At 42.5% G+C, this 24,291-nt stretch carries 17 protein-coding genes and 1 pseudogene; 9 read left to right on the top strand and 9 right to left on the bottom strand.

Annotated elements, in window-relative coordinates; translation table 11 throughout:
• The 3 genes and pseudogenes from VPNCDNU1_RS25735 to VPNCDNU1_RS25725 all read right to left on the bottom strand — a co-directional run.
• Positions 1 to 747, bottom strand: a pseudogene (locus VPNCDNU1_RS25735) (EAL domain-containing protein); the annotation flags it as partial.
• Positions 748 to 947: 200 nt separating this feature from the next.
• Positions 948 to 1,685, bottom strand: coding sequence for a response regulator (locus tag VPNCDNU1_RS25730; RefSeq protein ID WP_104403018.1), 738 nt, complete (start codon positions 1,683 to 1,685; stop codon positions 948 to 950).
• A 158-nt stretch (positions 1,686 to 1,843) separates the two neighbouring features.
• A complete protein-coding gene (locus VPNCDNU1_RS25725; protein WP_104403017.1) occupies positions 1,844 to 6,379 on the bottom strand; it encodes a PAS domain S-box protein in 4,536 nt (1,511 codons plus the stop codon).
• Between the two features lie 403 nt (positions 6,380 to 6,782).
• On the opposite strand from VPNCDNU1_RS25725, the gene VPNCDNU1_RS25720 reads away from it, so the two are divergent.
• The 7 genes from VPNCDNU1_RS25720 to VPNCDNU1_RS25685 all read left to right on the top strand — a co-directional run bounded on the left by VPNCDNU1_RS25720 (position 6,783) and on the right by VPNCDNU1_RS25685 (position 14,054).
• The gene (locus tag VPNCDNU1_RS25720; RefSeq protein WP_104403016.1) at positions 6,783 to 8,522 is read left to right on the top strand and encodes a methyl-accepting chemotaxis protein; all 1,740 of its coding nucleotides are present in this window, start codon (positions 6,783 to 6,785) and stop codon (positions 8,520 to 8,522) included.
• A gap of 79 nt (positions 8,523 to 8,601) precedes the next feature.
• Positions 8,602 to 9,225, top strand: a complete 624-nt coding sequence (locus VPNCDNU1_RS25715; protein WP_104403015.1) for a LysE family translocator — start codon at positions 8,602 to 8,604, stop codon at positions 9,223 to 9,225.
• A 16-nt stretch (positions 9,226 to 9,241) separates the two neighbouring features.
• The gene (locus tag VPNCDNU1_RS25710; RefSeq protein ID WP_104403014.1) at positions 9,242 to 9,934 is read left to right on the top strand and encodes an NAD(P)H-binding protein; all 693 of its coding nucleotides are present in this window, start codon (positions 9,242 to 9,244) and stop codon (positions 9,932 to 9,934) included.
• 421 nt (positions 9,935 to 10,355) lie between these two features.
• Positions 10,356 to 11,729: an L-cystine transporter gene (locus VPNCDNU1_RS25705; protein WP_104403013.1), complete on the top strand. Its 1,374-nt coding sequence runs from the start codon at positions 10,356 to 10,358 to the stop codon at positions 11,727 to 11,729.
• Between the two features lie 277 nt (positions 11,730 to 12,006).
• A complete protein-coding gene (locus tag VPNCDNU1_RS25700) occupies positions 12,007 to 12,567 on the top strand; it encodes a malate synthase (protein ID WP_104403012.1) in 561 nt (186 codons plus the stop codon).
• Positions 12,568 to 12,989: 422 nt separating this feature from the next.
• A complete protein-coding gene (locus VPNCDNU1_RS25690; RefSeq protein WP_104403010.1) occupies positions 12,990 to 13,397 on the top strand; it encodes a hypothetical protein in 408 nt (135 codons plus the stop codon).
• Positions 13,398 to 13,454: 57 nt separating this feature from the next.
• Entirely contained in the window at positions 13,455 to 14,054 is a 600-nt protein-coding gene (locus VPNCDNU1_RS25685; protein ID WP_104403009.1) for a dihydrofolate reductase family protein, read from the top strand.
• 97 nt (positions 14,055 to 14,151) lie between these two features.
• Here the strand turns inward: VPNCDNU1_RS25685 and VPNCDNU1_RS25680 are convergent, their stop codons facing one another.
• The 3 genes from VPNCDNU1_RS25680 to VPNCDNU1_RS25670 form a co-directional block, all read right to left on the bottom strand.
• Positions 14,152 to 14,916: a potassium channel family protein gene (locus VPNCDNU1_RS25680; RefSeq protein WP_104403008.1), complete on the bottom strand. Its 765-nt coding sequence runs from the start codon at positions 14,914 to 14,916 to the stop codon at positions 14,152 to 14,154.
• Positions 14,917 to 15,367: 451 nt separating this feature from the next.
• Entirely contained in the window at positions 15,368 to 15,871 is a 504-nt protein-coding gene (locus VPNCDNU1_RS25675; RefSeq protein WP_104403007.1) for an SRPBCC family protein, read from the bottom strand.
• Entirely contained in the window at positions 15,864 to 16,208 is a 345-nt protein-coding gene (locus VPNCDNU1_RS25670) for an ArsR/SmtB family transcription factor (protein WP_104403006.1), read from the bottom strand. Before VPNCDNU1_RS25670 ends, VPNCDNU1_RS25675 begins: the two co-directional genes overlap by 8 nt.
• Positions 16,209 to 16,316: 108 nt before the next feature.
• Here VPNCDNU1_RS25670 and VPNCDNU1_RS25665 point away from each other — a divergent pair, with 108 nt between their 5' ends.
• Both VPNCDNU1_RS25665 and VPNCDNU1_RS25660 read left to right on the top strand, forming a co-directional pair.
• Complete coding sequence (locus VPNCDNU1_RS25665; protein ID WP_145959492.1) at positions 16,317 to 16,907, top strand: Crp/Fnr family transcriptional regulator; 591 nt, start codon at positions 16,317 to 16,319, stop codon at positions 16,905 to 16,907.
• 60 nt (positions 16,908 to 16,967) lie between these two features.
• Entirely contained in the window at positions 16,968 to 17,450 is a 483-nt protein-coding gene (locus VPNCDNU1_RS25660; RefSeq protein WP_104403004.1) for a DUF1772 domain-containing protein, read from the top strand.
• A 9-nt stretch (positions 17,451 to 17,459) separates the two neighbouring features.
• On the opposite strand, the gene VPNCDNU1_RS25655 is transcribed toward VPNCDNU1_RS25660, so the two are convergent.
• From VPNCDNU1_RS25655 to VPNCDNU1_RS25645, 3 genes are all read right to left on the bottom strand, one after another.
• Positions 17,460 to 18,071, bottom strand: coding sequence for an HAD family hydrolase (locus tag VPNCDNU1_RS25655; protein WP_104403003.1), 612 nt, complete (start codon positions 18,069 to 18,071; stop codon positions 17,460 to 17,462).
• 41 nt (positions 18,072 to 18,112) lie between these two features.
• Positions 18,113 to 18,733, bottom strand: a complete 621-nt coding sequence (locus VPNCDNU1_RS25650) for a hypothetical protein (protein ID WP_104403002.1) — start codon at positions 18,731 to 18,733, stop codon at positions 18,113 to 18,115.
• Positions 18,734 to 19,083: 350 nt separating this feature from the next.
• Positions 19,084 to 24,291 (bottom strand): Ig-like domain-containing protein (locus tag VPNCDNU1_RS25645; RefSeq protein WP_145959491.1); only part of this gene is annotated, 5,208 nt, incomplete at its 5' end.

Raw genomic sequence — 24,291 nt, 5'->3', positions numbered from 1 at the left:
CGCCCACGTGCTTCCCGCACCGCCATAAATAACAAATACATCGAAAAACATACTGAAAGACATATTTGTCACATAGACATCTGAAACAAAAGAAGAATCAAAAAAGGTGTAATACGCGGCTGCGCCGTGTATTCCTGACAACCAGGTAATGTGGATAATTAGCGTATGCAAATAAGCTTGAATACCAGCCGGCCACAAGGCAATCATGTCCACAAGAGTCTGGAATGTATATTGACCAAATATATAGTACAGAGCTCCCATTCCTATGAAGACAACAAGGTGAGGCATCATCCCGTTTATCGCACCTTCTAAAACAGGATTCACCACCCTTGTGTGTATCAACTTGTACTTCACGTAGCGATTAACAAGGAAGTAACCCAAGCAAACCATAACGGGAACAAATACCGCATCGTCTAGAACAAAAGCATCAGAAAGAATCAGTCCGTTTTCGGTTTTTGTAATGTAGCCCGAAAAGATAAGAAACATGGTTAAAGCGAGAGATGTAACCAGTAAGCGCTCATCAAAGAAGTGAAAAGAGAGGTGATAAGCCAGAGTGCATGTAAGTAAAACTGGGAATATTTTTCCGAGCAAAATATCTATGGTTGCAATATCTTCGTATGGGATAAGCTCATAATTATTGTTCACAACAATGAAAACAATCCAAGCAGAACGAAAAAACAAATAAGGGATCAGTGAGACCATCGCCGCTCTAAATGAGCTTAAAATGATTTGAAATATGGCTTTCATTTCAATGCACGCCTGATTTTATACATAACTTGTATGCATATAAGCAAATTAATTAACCACATTCATATCGTGGTTACCGCAACCTATTGTGCTGATTATAGAGTAAAGCGTGCGCAATACTGTTCTTAATTTAGAGAATGAAATAAGAAATTCGAAACAGAATAAATTAAAACTTTAATAATGACTGGAATAAGCCTGAATTATGAAACTTTTGTGACATCTTCTTCTGGTAACTCCACTTTAAGCTGATCTATGGTGATGATGGTGCTGAGTTCGTGGATTCGATTGATCAGCCTTTCGTTTAACACCACACCTTCCGCTATCAAGCGAGAACCGTTGGCAGCACAAATATCTTGCTTGAGACGCATGCCCACCTCCAGTTCACTCAATTTGGAGATCAGCCGCTCATTAAGACCCAATGTAGGTTTTTGAGGTTCACGGTTAGCGGGCTTAATTTCATGCTGAACAACAGCGTCTTCGGTCATGCAATCAAAGTTGGATTCAACTTGATGATATTCATGCTCATGGAAGAGTTGGGCCGATTCACTAAAAGCAGAAATTATCTTGTCTTTCGCCATATCGAGGGTAATTGGCTTAACAAGAAATGAGTTAATATCCAGATTCATACAAGCGCGCAGCACTTCAGTATTAGAGTAAGATGTAACTGCAATTATTCTGGTGGATTTGTCGTTGCATGTGTTGCCAGTTCGTACTTCTTTTAACAACTCGATTCCGTTCATTTCTGGCATGTTGATATCGGTAATAATGATGTCTACTTTGTGCATATCCAGCTTTTGAACCGCTATTTTGCCATTTGGGGCGGTAAGGATATTTTCTACTCCCAGCCTAAGAAGCATCGAAAGAGTCGCCTTTCGAGAGAAATCATGATCTTCGACGATCATCACTGTAATTTTAGAGAACATTTCTGACGCTTTCATAGTGTGTTCCTTCCTAGCTTTTTACGTTGTATTACAATCACTAAAGTCTGTAGAACTTTCTCGGTTAAATTTTGTTAGCGTTCTATGCCTTAGCGTTATTGTCCTATTCCATAGCCTGTTTCATTCCAGGGTCTATATCATTCCAGAGCGTATTTCAGCTAAATTATTTTTTCTTTTTCTAAGTATTTCTGGATGTCTGTTACTTTAGTAACACTCTGTTGGTAAACGTTTTCCAAGTACCCCCAATCCTGCTTTAATGCTTCGTTTTGCATAGTCATAAATGATTCTGCCAGCCGTTCTGCGCCAGCTGAATTCGCCGCGCCTTTTGCGGCATGGGCAATACTTTGAATCTGGCTTTCATCTTTATTGGTTAGTGCACTTTCCAATGCGTTCATGTCTTCTTGTAGCGAATCCCAGTAACCTTGTAGCAACGGAGCAACGACATCCAATTCAGCAGTACCGAGAATGGCTTCAAGCCGTTCAAGGTTGATGGCGCTTGAATCCTCTAATTCTGGTAATTCCAAATCGTGTTTAAGTGGCGCATCGATATCAAAGCCATGTTTGTCTTGTTCAATTTCTGCGTTTTCCATGTCTTGTTCAACAGAGTGACCCAGCCATTTATCCAATATTTTTCCTAAGGTATTAAGCTCCACGGGTTTAGAAAGGTAATCGTCCATTCCTGCTTGAATACAATGCTCTGCTGATCCAACTAACGCATTGGCTGTAATCGCGATGACTGGCGTTCGCTCCTCTTCATTTTGCTCATTTTCTATTTTTCGTATTTCTTTCGTTAACTCAAAACCATCCATTATCGGCATATGGCAGTCGGTCAGCACCAACCCGTAGCGCCCCTTATTCCACATATTCAAACCAGCTAATCCGTCTTCTGCCATATCACACACATAGCCCAACCGATTTAACTGCCTTTCTATCACATCACGATTGGTGGGCTGATCTTCCGCCACCAATATTAGCCTGCCTTCTTTCTCGGCTTGTTCTTTCGTGGGTAAGTCTTGCGTTGCTCTTAGTTTTTGTTTGTTTTCCACAATAGGGCTACGTTTGCCCATTAAGATCGCTATACCCATTTCAAGTTCACTGGGTTTGAGTGGATGTGCGCCAGATACCATCGTGTTAGAAGCAACAAACCCTTTGCTTGAGGACGAATCCTCTGAGAGTAGCAATGTTTTGGCTTTACCATTAAGTAGCTTCCCTATATTGCCCTCATACACTTTATCGATGTCTTTTACGGTATATTCTGGTCCTGCAATCATGATAGTGAAGTTTTTTTCTTCATGAGTCAGAACCATTTCTGCTTTCGCAAGTGAAGACACAGAGACCACTTCACAGCCCACAGATTCGAGATTGTATTTCACTACTTCACTCAGCTCTGGAGAACGTAAGACCGACAGAATCCTCGCTTCTGAGTAAGGGATATCCTCTTGTTCCATTCTGAAGTTAAGATCGTAAACACAGGGTATAGTCATGATAAAGCAACTCCCTTCACCCACCTGGCTTTCAACGCGAATATGCCCTCCCATCATTTCAATCAGCGATTTAGTGATGGATAAGCCCAGCCCAGTTCCTCCGTATACACGGGTAGTTGATGTGTCTGCTTGCGAAAATGCTGAAAACAACTTATCCATTTGCGATTGGGACATACCAATACCGTTGTCTTGTACACGGATTTCTATTTCATCTCGGCCATCCTTCGAAATGAGCTCAGACATTATCCAAACTTGCCCTTGATAGTGTTCGTCTCCGCTAGTGAACTTCACTGCGTTGCCAACCACATTGAGCAGCACCTGCCCCAGTCGAACTCCGTCGCTCATTATGTATTGTGGAATTCGAGAATCGTGCTTCAACAGTAAAGAGATATTTTTCTTTTGAGCTTGTAAGAACAACACGTCTGCCGTGCGCTCCAAGACCACGTGGAATTCAACGGGTATGTTCTCCACTTGCATTTGTCCAGCTTCTATTTTGGAGAAATCCAAAATGTCATTAATGATGTTTAACAACGTCATAGAGGAATCGCGAATTGTCGTTGCCATTGTACTTTGTTCGGGAGTTAACTCCGTTTCGCTCAACAGATTGATCATCCCAACCACACCATTCATTGGCGTTCTAATCTCATGGCTCATATTGGCAAGAAACATCGATTTGGCTTCATTAGCAGCAGTGGCTATTTCGCTTTCGCGTCTTAACAAGTCTTGCGCGGTTTTCTCTTTGGTAATGTCTATATTGACCCCACCCATTCCAATGGCTTCACCGGAACTTTCATCAAACACAACATCCGCAGCAGCTTTGATCCACCTAACTTCACCGTTTTGCCATTGAATCCGAAATTCAGAGCTAAAGCGTGACAACGTATCTTTTGCTCTCATCAGCTCTTCTTCAGCGCGAGAGGCATCCTCATCAAGGACTCGTGCTTTCCACATATCGTATGTATCCGTGGCGTTTTCTCTGTCCACGTCATACATAAGATACATACGGTCGTCCCATTCAAGCTCGCCGCTTCTAAAGTCCCAATTCCAAATACCAATTTCCCCTGCCTCGGTGGCAAGATTCAAGCGCCTGACAAGATCTTGTAAGCTTATTTTACTTAATTTAAGCTCCGACTCTGCGTGTTTGCGGTCACTAATATCGCGTAGCGTTCCTAAATAGTAAGCTTCGCCATTAACCGCAACTTGTGTAATCGACATCTCTAACGGTACGAGCGTTCCTCCTTTGGTTTGCCCTATCACTTCATCGCATTCGTTCGCTCTATCAGACGATTCCACAGATATCGAGTGCGTAAGAAAATTGATGCCTTTTTGCTCAAAATCTTCTGCTAACAAAATCTCAAATGGCTTACCTAATATCTCCTCTCTCGTCCAACCAAACAGTTTTCTCGCTGAGTCGTTTATATCTAGAATGGTTTCATCCAATTTGAAGATAATTAAGCTATCAATTGCAGACTTAAATACCGCCTTCATTCGGCTTTCGCTATCTTCTAGCTCCAACGTTGTTTGAGCGATCAAATCTTGCAATAACTTATTTGCTTCTTGGGCTTCTTCTTTCGCTTTGTGCAATTCAGTCACATCGGTTTGGATACCAATGAAATGTGTCAACTCGCCTTCGTCGGAGTAGACGGGGTCTACGTGTAAATGACATTGAAATATCGATTCGTCTTTGCGCTGATTTTGAATGTAGACGTTACAGGATCGTCCTTCAGCTAAAGCACTCCTTAACTCAGTTAGCCCGGGCTGGTCCAGATCGGGACCATGAAGAAACCGAGGATTTTTCCCAACGACTTCCTCACTGGTGTACCCCGTCATCGCTAAGAACGCGTGATTGATATAAACAATAGGAAGGTCGTGCTCTTTGGCATCACATACCATCATTCCCGACTTTGCCGCTCGAATTGCTCGACGTTGTAAGTCCAGTTCTTGTTGCTGGTCTAACGTTTTCTTAAGCAGTTTTTCACGTTCTTGAAGACGGCTTTTAAAGATGTCCACTGCTTTAATGATGTCCCCTACTTCATCATTACGGCGGTATTTGGGTAGCGGTGTGGAAAAGTCACTGCGAGATAATTGTGAAAATATCTCCGCTAGTTGTTTGAGTGGAGAACTTACACGGTAGAACATGTATAAGCCTGTCACGGCAAGCACAGCGATGATCATGATAGATATTAGCCACAACTTGGTTTTAAGTTGGGCCGCTTCTACAAACGCAGACTCAGTAGGAACTTGAATGAATACCTGCCAGCTCAGCCCAGGAAAGTCGTAGGCGCCGACGCTACTCGCTCGTATTCTTAAAAGATCTTCTTCACCCTTTTGACCAACGAATGAAATGCCCGTTGTGGAGTCTCGATAAATGACCAATCGAGTTTGATAAAGATCGCTAAAGTTTTGTCCTTTTAATTCAGCGTTTTCACGAAAATAATCCATGGTTTGATTGTCTTTGGATCGCATGTCGATGAGGACATCATCTTTTTGATCAACAAGCAGTAACTGAACATCGTTGTAACCCTTCATTAGCAGCGATAAGTGGTATTCGAGGAATATGTCTTCAAGAAATTTAAAATCTAAAACATTAACCCATACACCAGTCACCTCGCCCGAGTCGTTTTTTATTGCCGTAGCAAACATCATATCGAACTGCTCGTCGCGCACACTCTGTTGCCCAAAAAGGGATGAATTGGGTCCGTATACTACAGTGCCTAATTCGGGAAAAGCTGGGTTTGGTGACAAAGGTTTTAAGTAGGATTCATTCAGTACATTGTTGAACCACTGCTTTAACAGCACTTTGTCGGCGTTCGATTCAACTGGCTTGATATCTTCCCCAAATACGTCAATTCTATTTTGCGCTACAAGCTCACCTTGAACAGAGAAAACCAAGATGTGGCTGTAAACTTTATATTCAGTAATTAACTTATCGAGATATTCGGTAAGATTGGAGTCTGGGGATCTGTTTTGACCGGGGAAATTGGGTGTCAGCCTCGCATTTAGGGCAAAAGCTCGCGCATCATGAAATCGCTCAAATAAGTTACGATCGATTTTTTCAACCAGCTCTTTTGCAGAATTCTGCATTTCCTCTTGTACTTTATTCTCCAGTTCATGCGTTGCATTCCACGTAACGTAATAGAGAACTAAAAACAGCAATGATGTAACAACGGTAAGTAACGTTATGTTTTTAATTTTGATTTTGATTTTCATACCTAGCCTAAACCTGTTTGGTTTAACTGGCTACAACACGCAACGTTCTTTCTTAAGCTGAACTTTTATCCATTTATCTTTTTAATCTCAAAGACTTTTTATGGTCAAACCTTTTCATTGCGTATCAAGCGCGTGCACTAACACTTACAATTATAGCTCACGCTTTTTATTCGCCATTAAAACTTCAACTTAAATAATCGTCGGTCTCCAAAGAACCTGAGGTGTGAACTTGTCTATCTTTTTTCTTAGTAAAAGCTCACTTTAATTAACATAAAGCTCAATTTTATATCTTTGTTGCGTATCGATTGCACATTAGTAGCACTCTGCTTAACATGTGTCGCATACCATTGGTTCCTCGCTATGTGGTTGCTTTCTTCAGTACACTTTTAGGGATGTAAAGTGCATGAAAAACCTATCTTTTAAAAACAAGATCATCGCTCTAATAACCATCATTGTTTCCATTACCATTCTTACTTCTTACGTCAGTGTTAATTACTTTATTAGCCAATACATTCATGATTCAGATACACGAAACATCAGCCACAACATCGAGTTGGTTAAGAAGAAACTGAGTACCGATCTGCAACGGCAAGTGAATTTGGCGAAAAGCTTAAACTTCAGCATGATGGATATAGCAGAAACCAAAGAAAACTCTGGCTTCTATAAAATAGTTAAAATCGTAAACGACTATGCATTTGATGATTCAGGTATAATGGAAGAAGACGATTCTCAGGCTTTTATTAACGCTGCGTCTTCCCAAACAGAAATACCAGCCATCAGCGAAGTAACAGTCACTAATGGAAAACCCCTTCTGACTATTTCAATGCGTCGTTCAGATGATTCTGTCGATTTCTTTGTTATCGACTTGAGTGAAATGTCATCCATTGTTGCCGACTACGCGATTAGCGGCAGTTACATTGAACTGATTTCTCAAAATGGCACCGTTATCTACTCAAATAAGCAAGGTGATAACCTTATGCCGTTTAACAAGCGAGTCTCTTTGGGTGAAAAGAACTGGCAGCTAAATGGTTACATCGACTTGGATTTAATTGAAAAAAACACTTCTTCGTTGAACTGGTTGATCACGATGGCTTTAATCATCTGCGCTGTTGTTATTATCGGGATAAGTGTTGCTCTGCTGCATATCGCATTTAAACCTTTGCAAAACTTGAAAAGTGTTGTTGCCGATTTGTCTAAAGGAAGTGGTGATTTAACGCAACGCTTGGATGTCGTTTCTCAAGACGAAATTGGCCAAATATCTCACTCGATTAACTTGTTCATTGAAAAGCTTCAGAAGATGTTTGTTGAAGTTTCTCAATCTAGCCACAGTATCGATACCGCTGTCTCTCAAATAAATAGCCAAACAGAATCGAACTTACATACGCTGAACAACCACAATATTGAAACCGAACAAGCGATCACCGCGATAAATGAAATGAGCGCAACCGCTGAATCCATTGCACAAAATGCCTCTGATGCAGCGAAGTTAACCGAGCACACCTCTGCAAATGCTGAGGAATCAAAAGAAATTGTTTCTCAAGCGGTAAATAGCGTTTCAGCCCTTGTCGATGAAGTAAGTAGTATGTCTCAATCTATCGGGACTATGAGCGCGGACACCAAGCAAATCAGTACTGTATTGCAAGTAATTGGTGAAATTGCTGAACAAACGAACTTACTTGCTTTGAATGCAGCTATAGAAGCTGCCCGAGCAGGTGAACAAGGAAGAGGGTTCGCTGTCGTAGCTGACGAAGTAAGGGCTCTAGCCGCGCGTACGCAAGACAGTACATCTCAAATAAACGAAATGCTTAGTAAACTACGAAACGCGACCGACAATGTGGTTTCAGCTATGGAGTCTACACGCAATAGCTGTGAGAACACCGCTGAAAATACTAACAAGGTAATGGATTCTCTCAACCAAGTGACCGATTCTGTCATTGAAATAAATGAATTGAATGCCCTAATGGCAACCTCTGCAGATCAGCAAAGTCAGGTTACAGAAGAAGTGAATAGAAATATGGTCGCGATTCAGCAGATCGTACATCAACTGAACGACAACGCTTCGCAAGCCAGTACCGTGAACCAAGCCCTTGATTCAACATCAAGCGGTTTAAATAAGGTTGTCGGACGCTTTAAAGTTCAGTAATTTATGTAAAGTATCAACTCAGGCAGCGAGTCAGTGATATCGCTGCTTTTTTTTGCACATTTTTCATAAGGATAGAGAAATGGATTGGAATACATGGATGATCTACGTCGCGGCAATATTCATACTCACCGCATCACCGGGACCAAGTGTTTTGCTTTGCTTAAGCAAATCGGTAACACAAGGGTTTCGCTCTTCAGTGTTTACGGCTCTTGGCAGCTTAACCGCCATTATGGGCATCCTAACGCTCTCTTTTACGGGGTTAGGTATGATCATCGCAACATCCGAATGGGTATTTAATATCATTAAGTGGACGGGTGCAGCCTATCTTATTTACCTCGGCGTACAGGCATTGCTTTCTAAACAGGAAAGTTATGAGGTTGCTGAAGGAAAAAGTCAGCGCCAATCACCTCGTAGTTTGTTTCTAAGTGGTTTTATCGTCGGTTCCAGTAACCCAAAAGCCATTATCTTCTTCACAGCTCTTTTCCCACAGTTTATTGATCCTCAACTCTCTTTACTCACTCAATATTCCATATTGGCCAGTACGTTTGCGGTGATGGAACTGTCTTGGCTTTTGATCTACGCCTATTTAGGTGCAAAATCTTCAAATTGGTTATTGCAAAGTGGTCGTGCCAAACTGTTTAATAAGCTGACTGGTAGCGTGTTTGTAGGTTCAGGAATATTGTTGTCCACAACCTCGCGCTAAATTCTCGAGAGGTGTTATGAGCATTCCAGAAAGTAAAGTGGCGATTGTTGCAGGCGGCAGTGGTTTAGTCGGTCACGAATTAATGATGTTACTTCTTAAAGAAGATGCCATTGCAAAAGTCCATGCCATGGGAAGAAGACCAATACACCTCTCTCATTCGAAGCTTAAAGAGCATATCCACGTTGATCTCGCGGTCACACAATGGGATGAAAACTCGCCCTCTCCAGAAATCGGTTTTATTTGCCTAGGCACAACACTCAAGCAAGCGGGTTCGAAAGAAAAACTGGCTAAAGTAGATGTTGATTTGGTGTGCAATGTTGCTCAAGAAATGAAATTGCTCGGCGTAACACGTATTGCTGTTGTTTCTAGCTATGGCGCAGATCCTGATTCTTACTCTCATTACTTGAAATGCAAGGGCCGCATGGAGTCAGCCGTATCAAGAATGGGGTTTGAGAGAGTTGTATTTGTCAGACCTGGTCCTTTAAGCGGCGAGCGTGATAAACCGCGAAAAAACGAAATAATAACTGAATATGCCCTTAAACTCCTTTCGCCTCTTCTCATCGGTAAACTTGCGAACTTCAGACCTATCTCCGGACAAGACGTAGCGCAATGTATGCTCTATTCCTTATTTGAAACTCAAACATCTATGACCTACCCCACCATTTTTGATACTCGTTCAATGTACGCGATGCTAAAAAAGTTCAAATAGCTTACATTTTTGGGTCCGCTCAAGAATTTAGCTCTAAACGCTTTTCTAGCCGATTTTTTTACCACTCATCCCTTGAACTTACTTGTAACCCCCTTGAGCTTACCTGCAATGTCCTTGAGTTTACTTGCAACGATGGCTATCGGCGCGTAAATCTAACTTGCTACCCCCCTTCTGCGAAAAACTTCTCTAACGGAGCGTGTATTTAATTCAGTGAGTTACTCTGTTTCTTATCCAGTTCTGACATTAATTATGACTTATTGTCCATAAAAACACATTTCATATAATATTTTCACATATCTAATTTCAAATCACACTTTGCGATTAACACACCTAAGACTATGTTAGCCAATAGTTATTAATTCTAAATATTTAATATTAATCAGAATTATGTATCTTAAATGTAAATAAAGGTTATCTATCAATGTCTGTGGCAGTATTACTCAACCTTGCTGTTTTCGCGCTTATTTTGTTACTCATTTTTAAACAGCAGCAAAAATCAAACACGCTTTCAAGGCTCGTACTTGTTGGCTTAGTTTCCGGAAGCCTCTTCGGGCTTGCACTTCAATTATTTTATGGTGAAGGTCACGCTTCCATTCAAGCAAGCCTTGATTGGATTAACGTTGTTGGTCGTGGCTATGTTGGTTTATTGAAAATGATCATCATGCCTTTGGTTTTGGTTTCAATGATCGCAGCCGTGGTGAAACTCGAAAATTCAGGCTCGTTAGGAAAAATCAGTGCCCTAACCATTTCAGTGCTTTTGGTCACCACTATGATCTCAGCAGTTATTGGTATTGGTGTGACTCAAGCATTTGGGCTGACAGCCGAGGGGTTAACAGAAGGAGCTCGTGAAACAGCACGTATTTCGGTACTTGAAAATCGGATAGATCGAGTAAGTGACCTCACCATCCCTCAAATGTTGGTGAGCTTTATTCCAACCAACCCGTTCGCTGATCTTACAGGTTCACGCTCCACTTCCATTATCGCTGTGGTTATCTTCGGTATACTAACGGGCATTGCCGCTAGAAAAGTCATGATGGAGAAGCAAGAACTGGCTTCACCAATCCGCACATTTGTTGAAGCAGCTCAGTCGATAGTTATGCGTTTAGTCAAAATGATTATGGCGTTAACACCTTATGGCATTGCAGCTCTCATGACCAAGGTGGTAGCAACATCAAGCGCCGCCGATATTTTGAATCTTCTAGGCTTCATTATTGCTTCTTACGTTGCAATATTGCTGATGTTTGTGGTCCACGGGTTATTGGTTTCTTTTGTCGGAGTTAGCCCATTAGAGTACTTCAAGAAAATTTGGCCAGTACTGACTTTCGCGTTTACCTCTCGCAGCAGTGCAGCCACTATTCCACTTAATGTTGAAGCGCAGATAACCAAGCTTAATGTGCCGCCTGCCATCGCAAACTTGTCGGCATCATTTGGTGCGACAATTGGTCAAAATGGTTGCGCTGGGATCTACCCTGCAATGCTCGCTGTAATGGTTGCACCAACCATGGGTATTAATCCACTTGATATTAACTTTATACTATCTTTGATTGCCATTATTACCATTAGCTCATTTGGTATTGCTGGTGTAGGAGGCGGGGCAACATTTGCAGCACTCATTGTGTTGCCTGCAATGGGATTACCTGTGACTATCGCCGCGCTATTGATTTCTATCGAGCCCTTGATTGATATGGCACGCACCGCATTGAATGTTTCTGGTGCGATGACAGCAGGTACGATTACCAGCCGGTTACTTGGTGATAAAAAAGCTCATCCCATACATGAAGAAGCCAACGTGTAGTTTTCTCTCACAGTAAACGCGGTGTTCGAAGCAGGAAACAAAGAGCATTTATTAGCGACCTTCACGGTCGCTTTTTTATTCGCTGAGAAGTAAGCGAAAATAGAACTGATTGAATCTGTGTAAAATTTCACAGGCTTTTTTTGTAAAATTTACACTGTGAAATTTTTATTGTGAAATTTTGATGTGAATGGCGCTAATCTAAAGTTGAAGCAAGGGCAAAAGAACAGTCACCTCTTTTACCCAAGCTGGAAAAAAGATAAATGATGAGGACATCACTATGACTATATCAACTGCTTCGAACAATCAAAATACAGAAACCGAACAACAGTTTGATGCGACTTCTGTCCTCGCTGCTGAAAAATCAAATGCGCAACGAGTGACAGAAAAGCAACAACGAGCAAAAGAAATATTGGATTCATCCTTCCCACTTGAGCATGGTTCTCACCAAGATGTTGTGAACTATATGGTGTACTACTGCAACTTGGTTGCCTGCTTTGCAGATGGGAAGTTAGTGGGGTTAAACAACCCTTCACAGTTTGTCGCCTTATCAGGTCACAAACGTGAACCAGAAGCCATTTTACTTAAAGATGCTCAAGGTTCGCACCTAGAGATTACGCTTGGTACACACCTAGGCAGCATTGATAATTTGGCAAACATCCAAGATATTCAGCTGGAATCGCGTACTTCGTTGTGCATGGAAACCCAATCTAACCACCGTTACTGGATCAGCCTTCTAGAAACGGGATCGAAAGGCGACCCTATTGCGCACAGCGTTGACAAAGAATACACGTCGCGTAGTGGCGAAGACTATACGCTTGCTCGCTTTTGCAAGAATTGAGATACACAATAATATCGAAATAACTATTTTTAAAAAGCCTTAACCTTAGTCTATGTCAATCTGACTGACCCCTTAATTGGGGTCTTTTTTTTGGCTCAGCTAAAAAAATCTCACCTAAACTGTCCCCAAATTGTGATTTCTCTCGTCTAGATAGTAGCCAGAACAAAACTGGTTTGAACTTAAGTTAAACAGCTTATCAAGGAGAAAGCCGTGGGAATGAATCAAGAAAGGAATGGGACCAGAGCCGAACGTAATTTAGACGGTTTACTTTTATCCACTCAGGGGATTAGGACAAGCTATAGGCTATTTAGTCAATGGCAAAAGATTGAAAGCCCAATTGTTCGCCTGACGAAAATAGCACCAGTATCATGCCTCATAAAAAAGTCGTTCTCGGTCGCTGATTCAATAGAGGGAGTAATGCAATGATTTCTCACGCCTTATCAATTTTCGCCTTTATGGTCGTAACCTTTGCCGCACAAGGCTTATCCCATTTTGTCATCAACAAAGAACACTTTGATTCAGTGGGTTTTCTTCGCCAAGAGCCAATCATGGCGATGGGGTTTGCCGTCATGATTATTCAAGGTTTAATCATCAGCATCGGTCTGAAAGCCTGGAAAGACAGTGCCGTTAGAATGAAAGACGGTATATTCATTTCGTTGCTTTTTGGGGCGTTTCTTGTCAGCTATATCGCGCTCACCGAACCCGCTAAATATACCGTGCCATCAATTGCAAACTGGATTCAAATTGAACTTACGGTCGGGTTACTGCAATTTGGTATTTTTGGACTGGCTTTAGGCTGGATCCATCAGAAATTCCGGTCAGGTAATTAGCATCAAAATATCTACTCGAAGAAACACTTACGCGAATAGAGTCTAAAGGAGATATCTATGAGAAACCTTGCTGTTCTAGCGTTCGTAACGCTTGATGGAGTCATGCAATCCCCTAGTATGCCCGAAGAAGATCCGTCTGGTGGGTTTAAACATGGTGGTTGGGCAAAGCCTTACTGGGAGGGGGTAATGAATCAGGTTGAACGCTACGCGATGTCGAAACCTTACGATATGGTTTTTGGTCGAAATACCTATGACATTTTTGCGAGGCATTGGCCCAACGCACCAAAATCCACACTTTCAGACCGGATGAATGCGGCGCGAAAATATGTTGTCACATCTGATCCGAAAGAGTTAAGTTGGGCGAACTCCCATGCAGTTACGGGCGATATTGCTGCTGAAATTCAAGCTCTGAAAGGCCAGAGCGGTCCACTCCTACAAGTACATGGTAGCGCCAGTCTGATCCAGACGCTTCTAAAGCATGACCTAATTGACGAACTTCGCCTTTGGGTATTCCCTGTCGTTGTTGGTGGCGGAAAACGTCTGTTCGAACATTGCAACGCATCACACCAATTTGAACTTACAAAGTTTGATAGCTGCGATAACGGTGTAACGATGCATTTCTACAGACCTGCGTTAAATTCCAAAAGCCTGTCATAAATAACGCCTCGCAGAAAAGCGTTAAGAAAGCAACGAAAGAACTCGATGAATTCGGGTCTGTTTAAAAGCCGTTTTTATCTTAGTCTGAGTGCCCCCATTAATTGGGGTCTTTTTTTTGGTTAAATTCTATAAGTAATGCTCTAAGCTCTCCGACTTCCGACCTGAGTTCCGTTACTTCGTCTTTGAGGTTCGCCATTACGTGCTTACCTTGATCCTCTTTGTCTTCTTCTAGAAACCAAGAAGCCACAAAACCGGTAAAAGTACCAAATAAGCCAACACCCGTTGTCATCAATGCAGAGGCAACAAACCTACCCTCGACTGTCACGGGATAAAAATCCCCATATCCCACAGTAGTTATCGTCACAAACGCCCACCAAAATGCGTCTGCCGCATTATGAATGTTGGCACCTTCAACCCCTTGCTCTAACAAAAGCAGTGCAATTGCGCCAACGGTCAGCATAAGAATCGAAACAAAAACAACGAAAGAGAAAGAGCTTTTTACTTTGTTCCGCAAAAAGACATTAGCTAATGTACGGACAGAACGAATAACCCGAATGAGACGAATAACACGAACGACACGCGCAAATTGCGGATAAAAACCAAATGGGATGGAAGAAAGTAAATCTATCCACCCCCACGTACGAAAATATCGCCAGCGATCGGGGGCATGTTTCAATTGAATAATGAAATCAATAAAGAAGAAAACACAGATAAATTGATCAGACCATCTGAGCATAATGTTGATGTCATCTGGTAGTTTCATTGTCAATTGCAACACAATGGATATCAAAACAAAGACAGACAAAAACAAAACAAAGACCTGAAATGGGCCTAGATACTCACGCTGCTCGGTAGTGGTCATGGGATGTTCTCTAAAATCAATCTAAAAAGAGGGGCATTACCCGGTAACATTAAGTGACTGGGTGATCGTTCGTCAATCCAGAAAGTGAACTTACTCGGCTTAAAGGCGGGATTTCTTTTTATTGGACTTTGGCTTAGACGCTTTCTGCATGGAAGAATATTCATTCTTCAAAATGAAAACAAAGCGTATCAACCCGATGACAAACACAATGCCAAAGACAGCAAGTATTGTCTGACAAAGCCAATCAGGATCGCAGGGTAAATAGATTTCTATGGGCATAGGTTTCGCTATATATACAGCAGGCTCGTAACAATACTGACCGCCCGCTTAACAAAAAACTTCTATCCCCAATACGCCTAAAACAAAAAAGGCTGTTATGAGAACGTAACAGCCAATACTTTTGCCATACAACTATGTAGCTATTGAGCTATGTAGCTATGTAGCTATGTAGCTATTGAGTTGAAAGGTATCGACCTAAGCTGTCCAAGCCAGTTCCCCAACCTGCACCGTGTTGGCTGCGCGATGCATCAAATGCGGCGATTTCTTCTGGCGTCGCGTTAACGGGCTCCCAAATAAGTTGTAATTTAGTTTGACTGCCGCTTTCTTCAAGCTTGACCGTTGTTTTCATTTCTTTCGGCCAATTTGGCATTTGTGGGCTCGGCATGATCTCGCCCTGCTCATTCGATACTGATTGAATAAACACAACCGTGTGCGGTTCTACAATTTCGATGTATTGAGATAAAAGCCACATCTCGAAACCATTTGGCATAACCATTTTATGGAGTGATGAGCCTCCCGCTTTAATGTCGGCGCGGGTAAATTCACAGGTTACACCAGGCATTGGTACCATCCACTTTGTCATGTGCTCTACTTTGGTCCATGCCTCAAACACCAAAGTGATAGGCGCATCGTATTCTCTTGTTAGAATGGTGGGTTCTACTTGTTGATTACTCATCCTTGTCCCCTTTTTGTTGAATCTCTTCTAGGTATTCTCCCAAACTATCCAAAGTATGGGTCCAATATTGCTCGAATTGAACAACCCAGTCTTGAATAGACTTAAGTTGCTCGCCATTTACGTGATAAGCGCGAAACCTTCCTTCTCTACGCTCTCTAACCAAATCGACGGCTTTTAGCACCCCCAAATGTTTAGATACCATTGGCTGACTCCACCCAAGTGATGCAACTAGCTGATTAACCGTCATTTCTTTGCCAGCTAATTTTTCCAGTAGCTCTCTTCTTTTAGGCTCAGCTATCGCGTTAAATGGATCAAATGTGGTTTTTGTTCTAGCCATAAACCTCAATATATTCCTATATTGGAATATTACAATATGTTCAAAGCCAAGTTCTTATCATTGAGACATTGAGATTTCTCGTCTTGGTAAGCTTAGGTCTTATACTGGTTGCAAAGAAATATTGAAAAGGAAACCATGGTGGAAAGTCGGTTCTTTAGGTCACTTGATAAGCCAACGCAAAATAGACTTACCCTTTCAGCGCAATCCTTTCGATTCGAACCACAAGAGTTTCTTCTCGATTCACAATCAAAATGGAACACGGTATTTCTATTGAACTCAGGCTCAGTGAGGATGTACTACCTCGATAGGGATGGAAAAGAGCACAACAAAGCCTTTTTTGTCGATCATGCTTTCTTCTGGCCGGTGACAGAATCGCTAAGGAATGAGCCCGCTGGTTTTTTTATTGAATCCATTGAAAGTGGAAGCGGATGGCGTTGGGATTTTGATGTTTTCAAACAAACTTTTGCCAACGAAAACGACTGGATGACGTTTTCTCACCTTTGGATGGAAAATGTATTAGCAGAAAAGTTCAATAGAGAGAAAGATTGGCTGCAACTTACCGCAGCGCAGCGCTACGTTAAACTCATCACCCTAAGACCAGAGCTAAAGCGTTTACCCAACATGCACCTCGCAAGCTATATCGGCGTAACCCCTGAATCCTTTTCTCGATTAAAAAAATCCATCTCACTTACCAAATGATAAGTACAACGCTCCGACATTTCGCCAAACTTTCCGTTAACGCAATAAAAGGAAAGCAAAATGGAAAAGGGACTAGAAGCGACATCTACTTTACTGCTTGGACTTATGGCTGGTTTTTTTGCCACCTACAGTTTTAATGTGAACTACGCCATGCTCGAAGTCGATGGCAACACCTACGCTACGGTACAATCGTTGTTTAACATCAATGTGAGACACGCTGGCTTTTTTATGTGCTTTTTTGGTGCCGCTCTGTTGCCTGCGATAACCGGAGTGGTGTGGCTGAGAAAGGACAAACGGCGAGCACTGGTTTGGCTTGCGACCGCCTTGAGTTACTTTATTGGGATAGTTATTTTTACTCGGTTTGTTAATTTACCGCTTAACTATTACACCGAGTCATGGAATCCAGCCGCTTTACCCGATGATTGGAAAGCCGTTCGAGATCAGTGGAATACCGCGAATTTACTGCGCGTTATTGTCAGTATGATTACCTTTTCGATAGCATTGGCAATCCCCCACTTACGAACACGCAGTATCACCAGTTAGCTTTGCTCTCTATACTGAAACACCTAAACTACGCAAATCTTCTCGCGCTTTCTTAGCGGTTGAAAACTGGAAAGCGTGAAAACCCTCTGTTTTCGCCCCTTCTACATTCGCAGGCATATCATCTAAAAACACCGATTCATCAGCTTTCACGTTACATTGTTCCACCACTAATTGGTAAATCCTAGGGTTGGGTTTAAGCACATCCCATTCAGCGGATACAATGGCATTATCGAATAACGACCAAAAATCGTACTTTTCTTTAAGGAACACAACAATTTCATGCACATTATCAGTGAGCGCATAAATGCCATAACCTGATTCTTTCAAGTCTTTCATCATGTCTTCTGTGCCTTCTAATAAAGACAGTGATGCTTTCACGTTATCAAATAGCCTATCGGTTTCCTCAGTACTGAACTTCAGTTGTTCTTGATAAGCTTGTTTCGCTTCACTTTCGGTAAAGCGACCTTTATTTAAATCAAGCCAAATTTGATGTGAGAAAATGTCTTGCGCCAGCTTTTGTGCCGCTTCTTCTTGCATATCAAACGTTGCGGAAACGATCTCAAGAGGAGACCATTTTACGATCACGTTACCTACGTCAAAAACAATGTTTTTAATTGTCATACCCTAGCCTTTTTAATTGACGAACAAGTGTCGCGCGGTGGCTATAAAGCCTTTAAATACACCGCGCTATTTTCCTTAGAAGGAGAAAAGCCAACGTTCAAAAGATACTCTTCGTGCTCTTTTGTTTTCGCAATGGCTTTAAGCATATTTACACCTCGTTGCTTCATCACTTCTGGGTGTAATTGGTAGTAATACTGCGCTACCTTCATGTCTCGATATTCTGGTGTCACAAAATCCAGCACAAGAGATAACGTGCCATCCTTATCTTTGTTCCCCACCAGTACGCCAGCAATGCTATTGTTTCGAAGAGTGTAAAAAGCCGTATCCGATTTCTTTATCGATTCCACCGAGGTTTGCTGCTCAATTTCCATTAAATTGGTGGCAACAAAATGGTCAAAATACTCAGAATCGACAGAAGCCGAGATCAATTTGAATCTCTCTTTGGTGGTATAAATTCCCCACAAATAATAGACATTGATTCCTGCAATACCTAAGTTCATCAACATAGTGGGATAAGAATCAATAAAATAGGCGAATGCTGCAAAGAGTAAGCAGCCGATAAAGTTAATCACTCTAAGCTTTATGATGGACGTCATTGTTAGCGATACGAGTACGACCAAAGATGCTAGATAACCAAACCACTCTACCCAATCAAAATCCATTTTGATGCTCCCTCTCGTTTGTGTAATCAAAAAGATAGCATTGGAATTATGCTGGGTACACACCAAAAACGTGGTAGCTATGCAAGTATAAAAAGAAAGCCACCTTTATAGATGGCTTTAGAGCTGAGTGCATATCTATCTGTACGAGAGAAGAAGCATTACTCAATGATGATTGGAGAGTTGTGGGATTCAGATAGCACAATTAAGATTAATGATGTCGCCTTTAGGTAAAGAGAAACAGGAAATAAATCTGTATAACAGAGAGTTGAATCATTTCAATTTACAATTGAAAAATGCCGAGGCTTTAAGCCCCGGCATTTCAAAGTACTTATAAAGATCCTTCTTATCAGTTAGTCATCTTTAATAAGAAGTATGGTGCTCAAGTTGTTAGTCAGATCAGTTGCCGATACGCCTTCAAAGTCAATCGTCACCGAGCTACCATCTTTGTCGACGGTTATGCTTGAGTGATCATCATTGCCATCTACAGTGCCTTTTATTTGATCCAGCATAGATGTCACTTCATTTTCAGATAAATCAGTGAACAAATCACTCAAATCAAGCTTATCGCCTTCATTGATGTGGAAATCGGTAATGCGATCTGTACTTCCATCTAGGTCGGAATTAACCCACTTAAAGACATCTGAATCGTCACCGCCAGTCAGAATATCACTTCCAAGCCCACCTATTAACGTATCGTTGTCGTCACCACCATATAGGTAATCATTACCGCCTTGACCAAAGATGATGTCGTCACCGTCATTACCATGGAGATGATCGGCTTTATCTTCGTCTGTTGACTGATTGAACTCTTTGATGTTTTCAGTAATGTAACTGTGTACTTGCGCATCAGAAACATCCGTCACATCGAGTTTACCTGCAACATACTCTTTAAGCCCTTCATATCCTTGGGCAGACACACCTGGCATGTGCATAGAATCACCAAATAGGATGTCGTCACCTCTACCCGCATTGATGGAATCTATGCCCGGAAGCTTGTCTTCAGAAGTACCAAGGATAGCTTCTGCCAAATCATCGGCATCCACATTTGCTTGTACGTTTCGGTCTGAATCAAAGTCTTTCAACTGATCTTCATTCAAGCCGCTGCCAATACCAATTGCTTCTACTGTTACACCATTATTTTCAAGCGCTTCAAATCCTTGTTCTGCTTGAGATAATGTCGCGTCATCAGCATAAGAGCCTCTTCCAGCTATCTGAACAAATTCGTGCTCTCCTGCGCCATCTGGTCTCATGTACCCTTGGAACGTTCCATAGTGGTAGCCCGACGTATAGCTGTATACTTTTCCATGCGAATCAATAATTGTCTTGCCTGCGTAACTATAGGTTTGACCCGGCACGTAATCAGCATTGTTCAAAATATCATCCAGCGTACGATCATTAGATGTACCTGCACTATTGTAAACAAGAGGGTTTGTAACATCAGTGTTGTAGTAGGTAGGGCGACCATCCGTGATGAAATACGCCATATTATTGGCTTCTGGATGCGTTGTTTTCACAGTTTCAAACCAATTGTTGGTTACAGTGAAAGCATCTTCATAGTTCGTGCCACCGCCTGATCTTAAGCTGTCTAAAACATTTTCAAGCTTGTCTTTAGCACCTGATTCGGCAAGATTCACACTCACGCTGGTATGCGCTAGCGTATCGAAGTCCACTAACATCACGTTCACAGTACCGGAGTGTTCACCTTTCGCACTACTAATTAAGCTATCGAATACTTTCTCAAGTTGGTCTTCAATGTCGTCAATATTGCTACTACCAACACTTCCTGAAGTGTCGACCATAAATGCGATATTGTAGTCCTGACCATGAGAAACAACAGTGCCAGTAGTATCACCTATAATGGTGTCGTGGGTATCACCTGTCGTGTTGCTTTGCCCATCGCCACTCATTGTTACGCCAGCAAATTCACTAAGGACTATAGAATCATCACCTGAAGCAGTATTCGCTGAATCACTTCCTTCTTGAGAAGTAGCAATAACAGAAATTTCAGCAGCATTGGTCGCTGTAGTTACTAGAGTAAGACCAGATAAAGTCACCGATGTTGCATCGGAAGACCAAAGACCGGAAAGCGTTATAGTGCCATCACTTGAAGCGGTACCGATAACCGTTCCACTGCTGTCTTTTAACACATCGCCTTGAGCAAGACCGGAGATTTCAATCTCAGTTAGCGTTTCACTTCCATCGACATCTGTTAAGGATGCTTCAATATCGATTGGGTATTCAGATGACGTTGGCTCAACTTTTGTCAACGAACCTGTGTCAGGGTCAAGCTCAAAAATTCCATCCTCAAACTGAACATACTTAATATTGTGCAAATGCAATGAATTAACTTCATTCGCTCCATCTTCGGAGAAATTGAACCAGCGGTCATTACTGGTAAAGCCAGAACCCTTGCTGATTTCATAATCCGTGCTGTTACCTTTTAGAATTGCAACATCCTTGGCATTAGGATCGTAATGATTTGCACCATACAACGCATCAGTGCCGTTACCCGCTACAAGAATGTCATCACCTAAATCGCCTCTGATGTCATTTTTAGAGTTCTTGGCACCGACTAGAATATCGTTGCCGTTACCACCTGATATCGAATAACTAGCCCCATTGTCGAATTCACCAAATACGTAATCACGCTCTGACGTCCCTGAACGCTCGCCCCATACATCGATAATTTGAGTATTCTCGATACCAAACTCTGTTCCATCGAAGTTTTCAGGTAAGAAGTCTTCATAAGTCATCCCAAATGTAGGGAACTCAGAGTAGATATGAGTTGGGCTACCAGTGATCGATACATTAACCTCTGGCTCATCAGCTACTGGTGTTACATCTAGGTACGCGCTACCCGTATCTGTTAACTTACCGTCACTAACAGTGAAATCGAACTTAATGTCGTCCGCAGACATATTTTCGTTCGGGTGGAACACCGCGCCTGTCACTTGACCGTGAGAGTTAGTTGTAACAACAAGCTCCCCTTTTGACTCGTCGACAGAAAGAGCAGAAATAAACAAGTCGTCTTGATTTTCGTCCGTCGCTGTATTTAACAGTAGTTGTAATTTAGCGGCATCAATAACAAACGCGTTATCTTCTGAAGAGTTACCTAAGTCTGAATCGCCGTTAACGACTGGTGCTCTCTCTAGTGCAGACTCAGAGCTAGGGATACTGATATCGACAGTTGCCGTTCCATCACTTTCCTGGCCATCTGAATCAACCGCTTTATATTCAATTTCGTCATTAATTTGAGAGTCAACAACTTCGACACCTGTTAAGGTAAAGTTGGAGTTTTGGTTCGCAGTAGTTGTCAGTCGGATTTCATCGAAGCCACCATCAAGCTGCAAGTTCGCCACATACTGAGAATTAACGATGTCGCTAGACGAATCTACAACTACAGTTGTCTGTAGAACGCCATCTTTGTAAAGCTCGATATGAACCTTGGCATCAATACCCAAACCTGCATCAGAATAATGTCCATGTAGGCTAGCTAAAGATACGTTAGCTTCAGTGACATTGACGTTGTCGCCGAAGTCAATTGAAACGTATTCTTTGTTACCACTTTCTATTTCACCACCATTTACACCAATACCAACTTCATTTATGTCGCTGTCGTAATTCAGGGTACCTTCCTTAAGTGAACCATCATTACCAACTACACCTCCAGTGATAACCACTCCACTATCTAGAGTAATCTCAGACAAATTATTGATTGGCGTTTCATTGTTGAAAGCAGTCGAATCAAAGCTTAGATTTTCATTTACATCACTATCAAGTTCATATTTAACGACCGCAGAATCAGCGAATACAGAGCCAACTTCCAGCTTCGTTTTGGAACCATCCTCGTTAATGGCATAAAGGCTGCCGAACTGTGGTAATTCGGTCACTACTATGTCTGTCGTCTTATCAGAACTGCTATCGTCTTCTGTATCCGTTGCATTTCCAGAGAAAGGAATGTTGAAGACACTGGATGTTGAAGACACTGTGAAATCATTAACTTCTGGAGCTTCATTCACATGCACAGAATCAGATGACGTGTATTCCTGACCGTTCGCGTGTGTAATAGAAACACTAATTGTTAAATCACTACCTTCAGATGGTGTAGCGTAAGAACTAATCACGTGACCGTCTTTAATCTGCTGCTCCGTAAGAGTGATAGACTGAACTCCGGAAGGAAGTGTTACTAGCAGAACCGTACCGACTACTGCACCGGCAGGAAGATCAACTCGGTAATTAACGGATGGTTCAACTTCAGAACCTGCAAGCACACCATCGTCGTTCACATCACTAGTAATGGTAACAGTAGGTTTCAGAAGTTGCTCCACTGTGTAAGTCTCGTCACCAAACTTGAAGCGCTCGAACTCACGGAATACGTTCGTATCATTCTCAGATGGCTCAAATACTACGATCTCACCAGCACTGTTTACACTAATCACGTAGTTTTCAATGGAATCAGAGAAAATTGCTCTGTCATCATGGGCACCGCCATCCGCGACAAAGTAGTCATTATCATCATCAGAAACCATTTGTAGGTCATCTCGACCTCCACCAAGAAGCACGTAGTCATCCGAAGACTCCGTAACCGCTGGGTCGTAACTACCATGGTAATAATGAACGGTATCGGATGCCTCACTCACATTACCAGCAGAATCTGTTTCCTTAGCAAACATGAATTCATTGTCGTTGATCGGCGTAACGCTAATACTGGATATATCAAGAGTCCAACTTAAGTCAGCCTGGACGGTGGCAGTACCTATAGATACATAGCTACCATCAGCATCCTTAGCAAATACCTCAATAATATTCCCAACTTCACTACCAGTGCCATGTAGAGTCACATCAGAGTAATCACTGTTTTCAGAGTCGTCTGTAATGTTTGTGATGGTTGGTTTAGCGACCGCCGTGTCCACTTCGATGCTGGATGTCGCTTGCGTCGCCGCATTGCCGGCCACGTCGCTGACGTCCGCGGTAATGCCTTCCAGACCTTCTTCGAAGTTCGCCACGTCCGCCGCCGGAACCACGATGCTCCAGACGTTGCCTTGCACTTCGCCTGTGTAGGTCTTGCCGTCGATGGTCACGCTCACCACTTGACCGTTTTCGACGTTCGTGGTGGTGCCGCTGATGGTCAGCGCCTGACCTTTCTCGCTCGCGTTGATGACGTCGTCGCCCGCCAAGTCGGCGTCGATGCTGATGGTTGGGTGGCTCGTGTCGACCATCACGTCTTGCGTGGTCGTCGCTTCGTTGCCTGCCGTATCTGTCACGACGATGCTCAGGCTGTTTGCGCCGTCTTTCAGCGCGTTCGTGATGGCGATGGTGTAAACACCATTCGCATCCGCGGTGCCGGTCGCCGTGTGCTCCTGACCTTCTTTATCCGTGTACGTGATGGTCACGGTGGCGCCCGCTTCCGTCACGCCTGTGATGTCCGGTGTGTTGTCGTTGGTGATGGTGTCGGTTTTCAGACCACTGTTAGTCGCGTCCGTGATGTCGGACGTGATGGCCGCATTCCCATCGTCTGTTGGGTGCGTCAGTACCGCTCTATCCAGTTTCGCACTGTC

Origin of the sequence: Vibrio penaeicida, assembly GCF_002933855.1 — a bacterium.
Taxonomy (GTDB): Bacteria; Pseudomonadota; Gammaproteobacteria; order Enterobacterales; family Vibrionaceae; genus Vibrio; species Vibrio penaeicida_A.
Note: the sequence above shows the minus strand (reverse complement) of the source record. Positions and strands in the feature narration are given on the sequence as shown.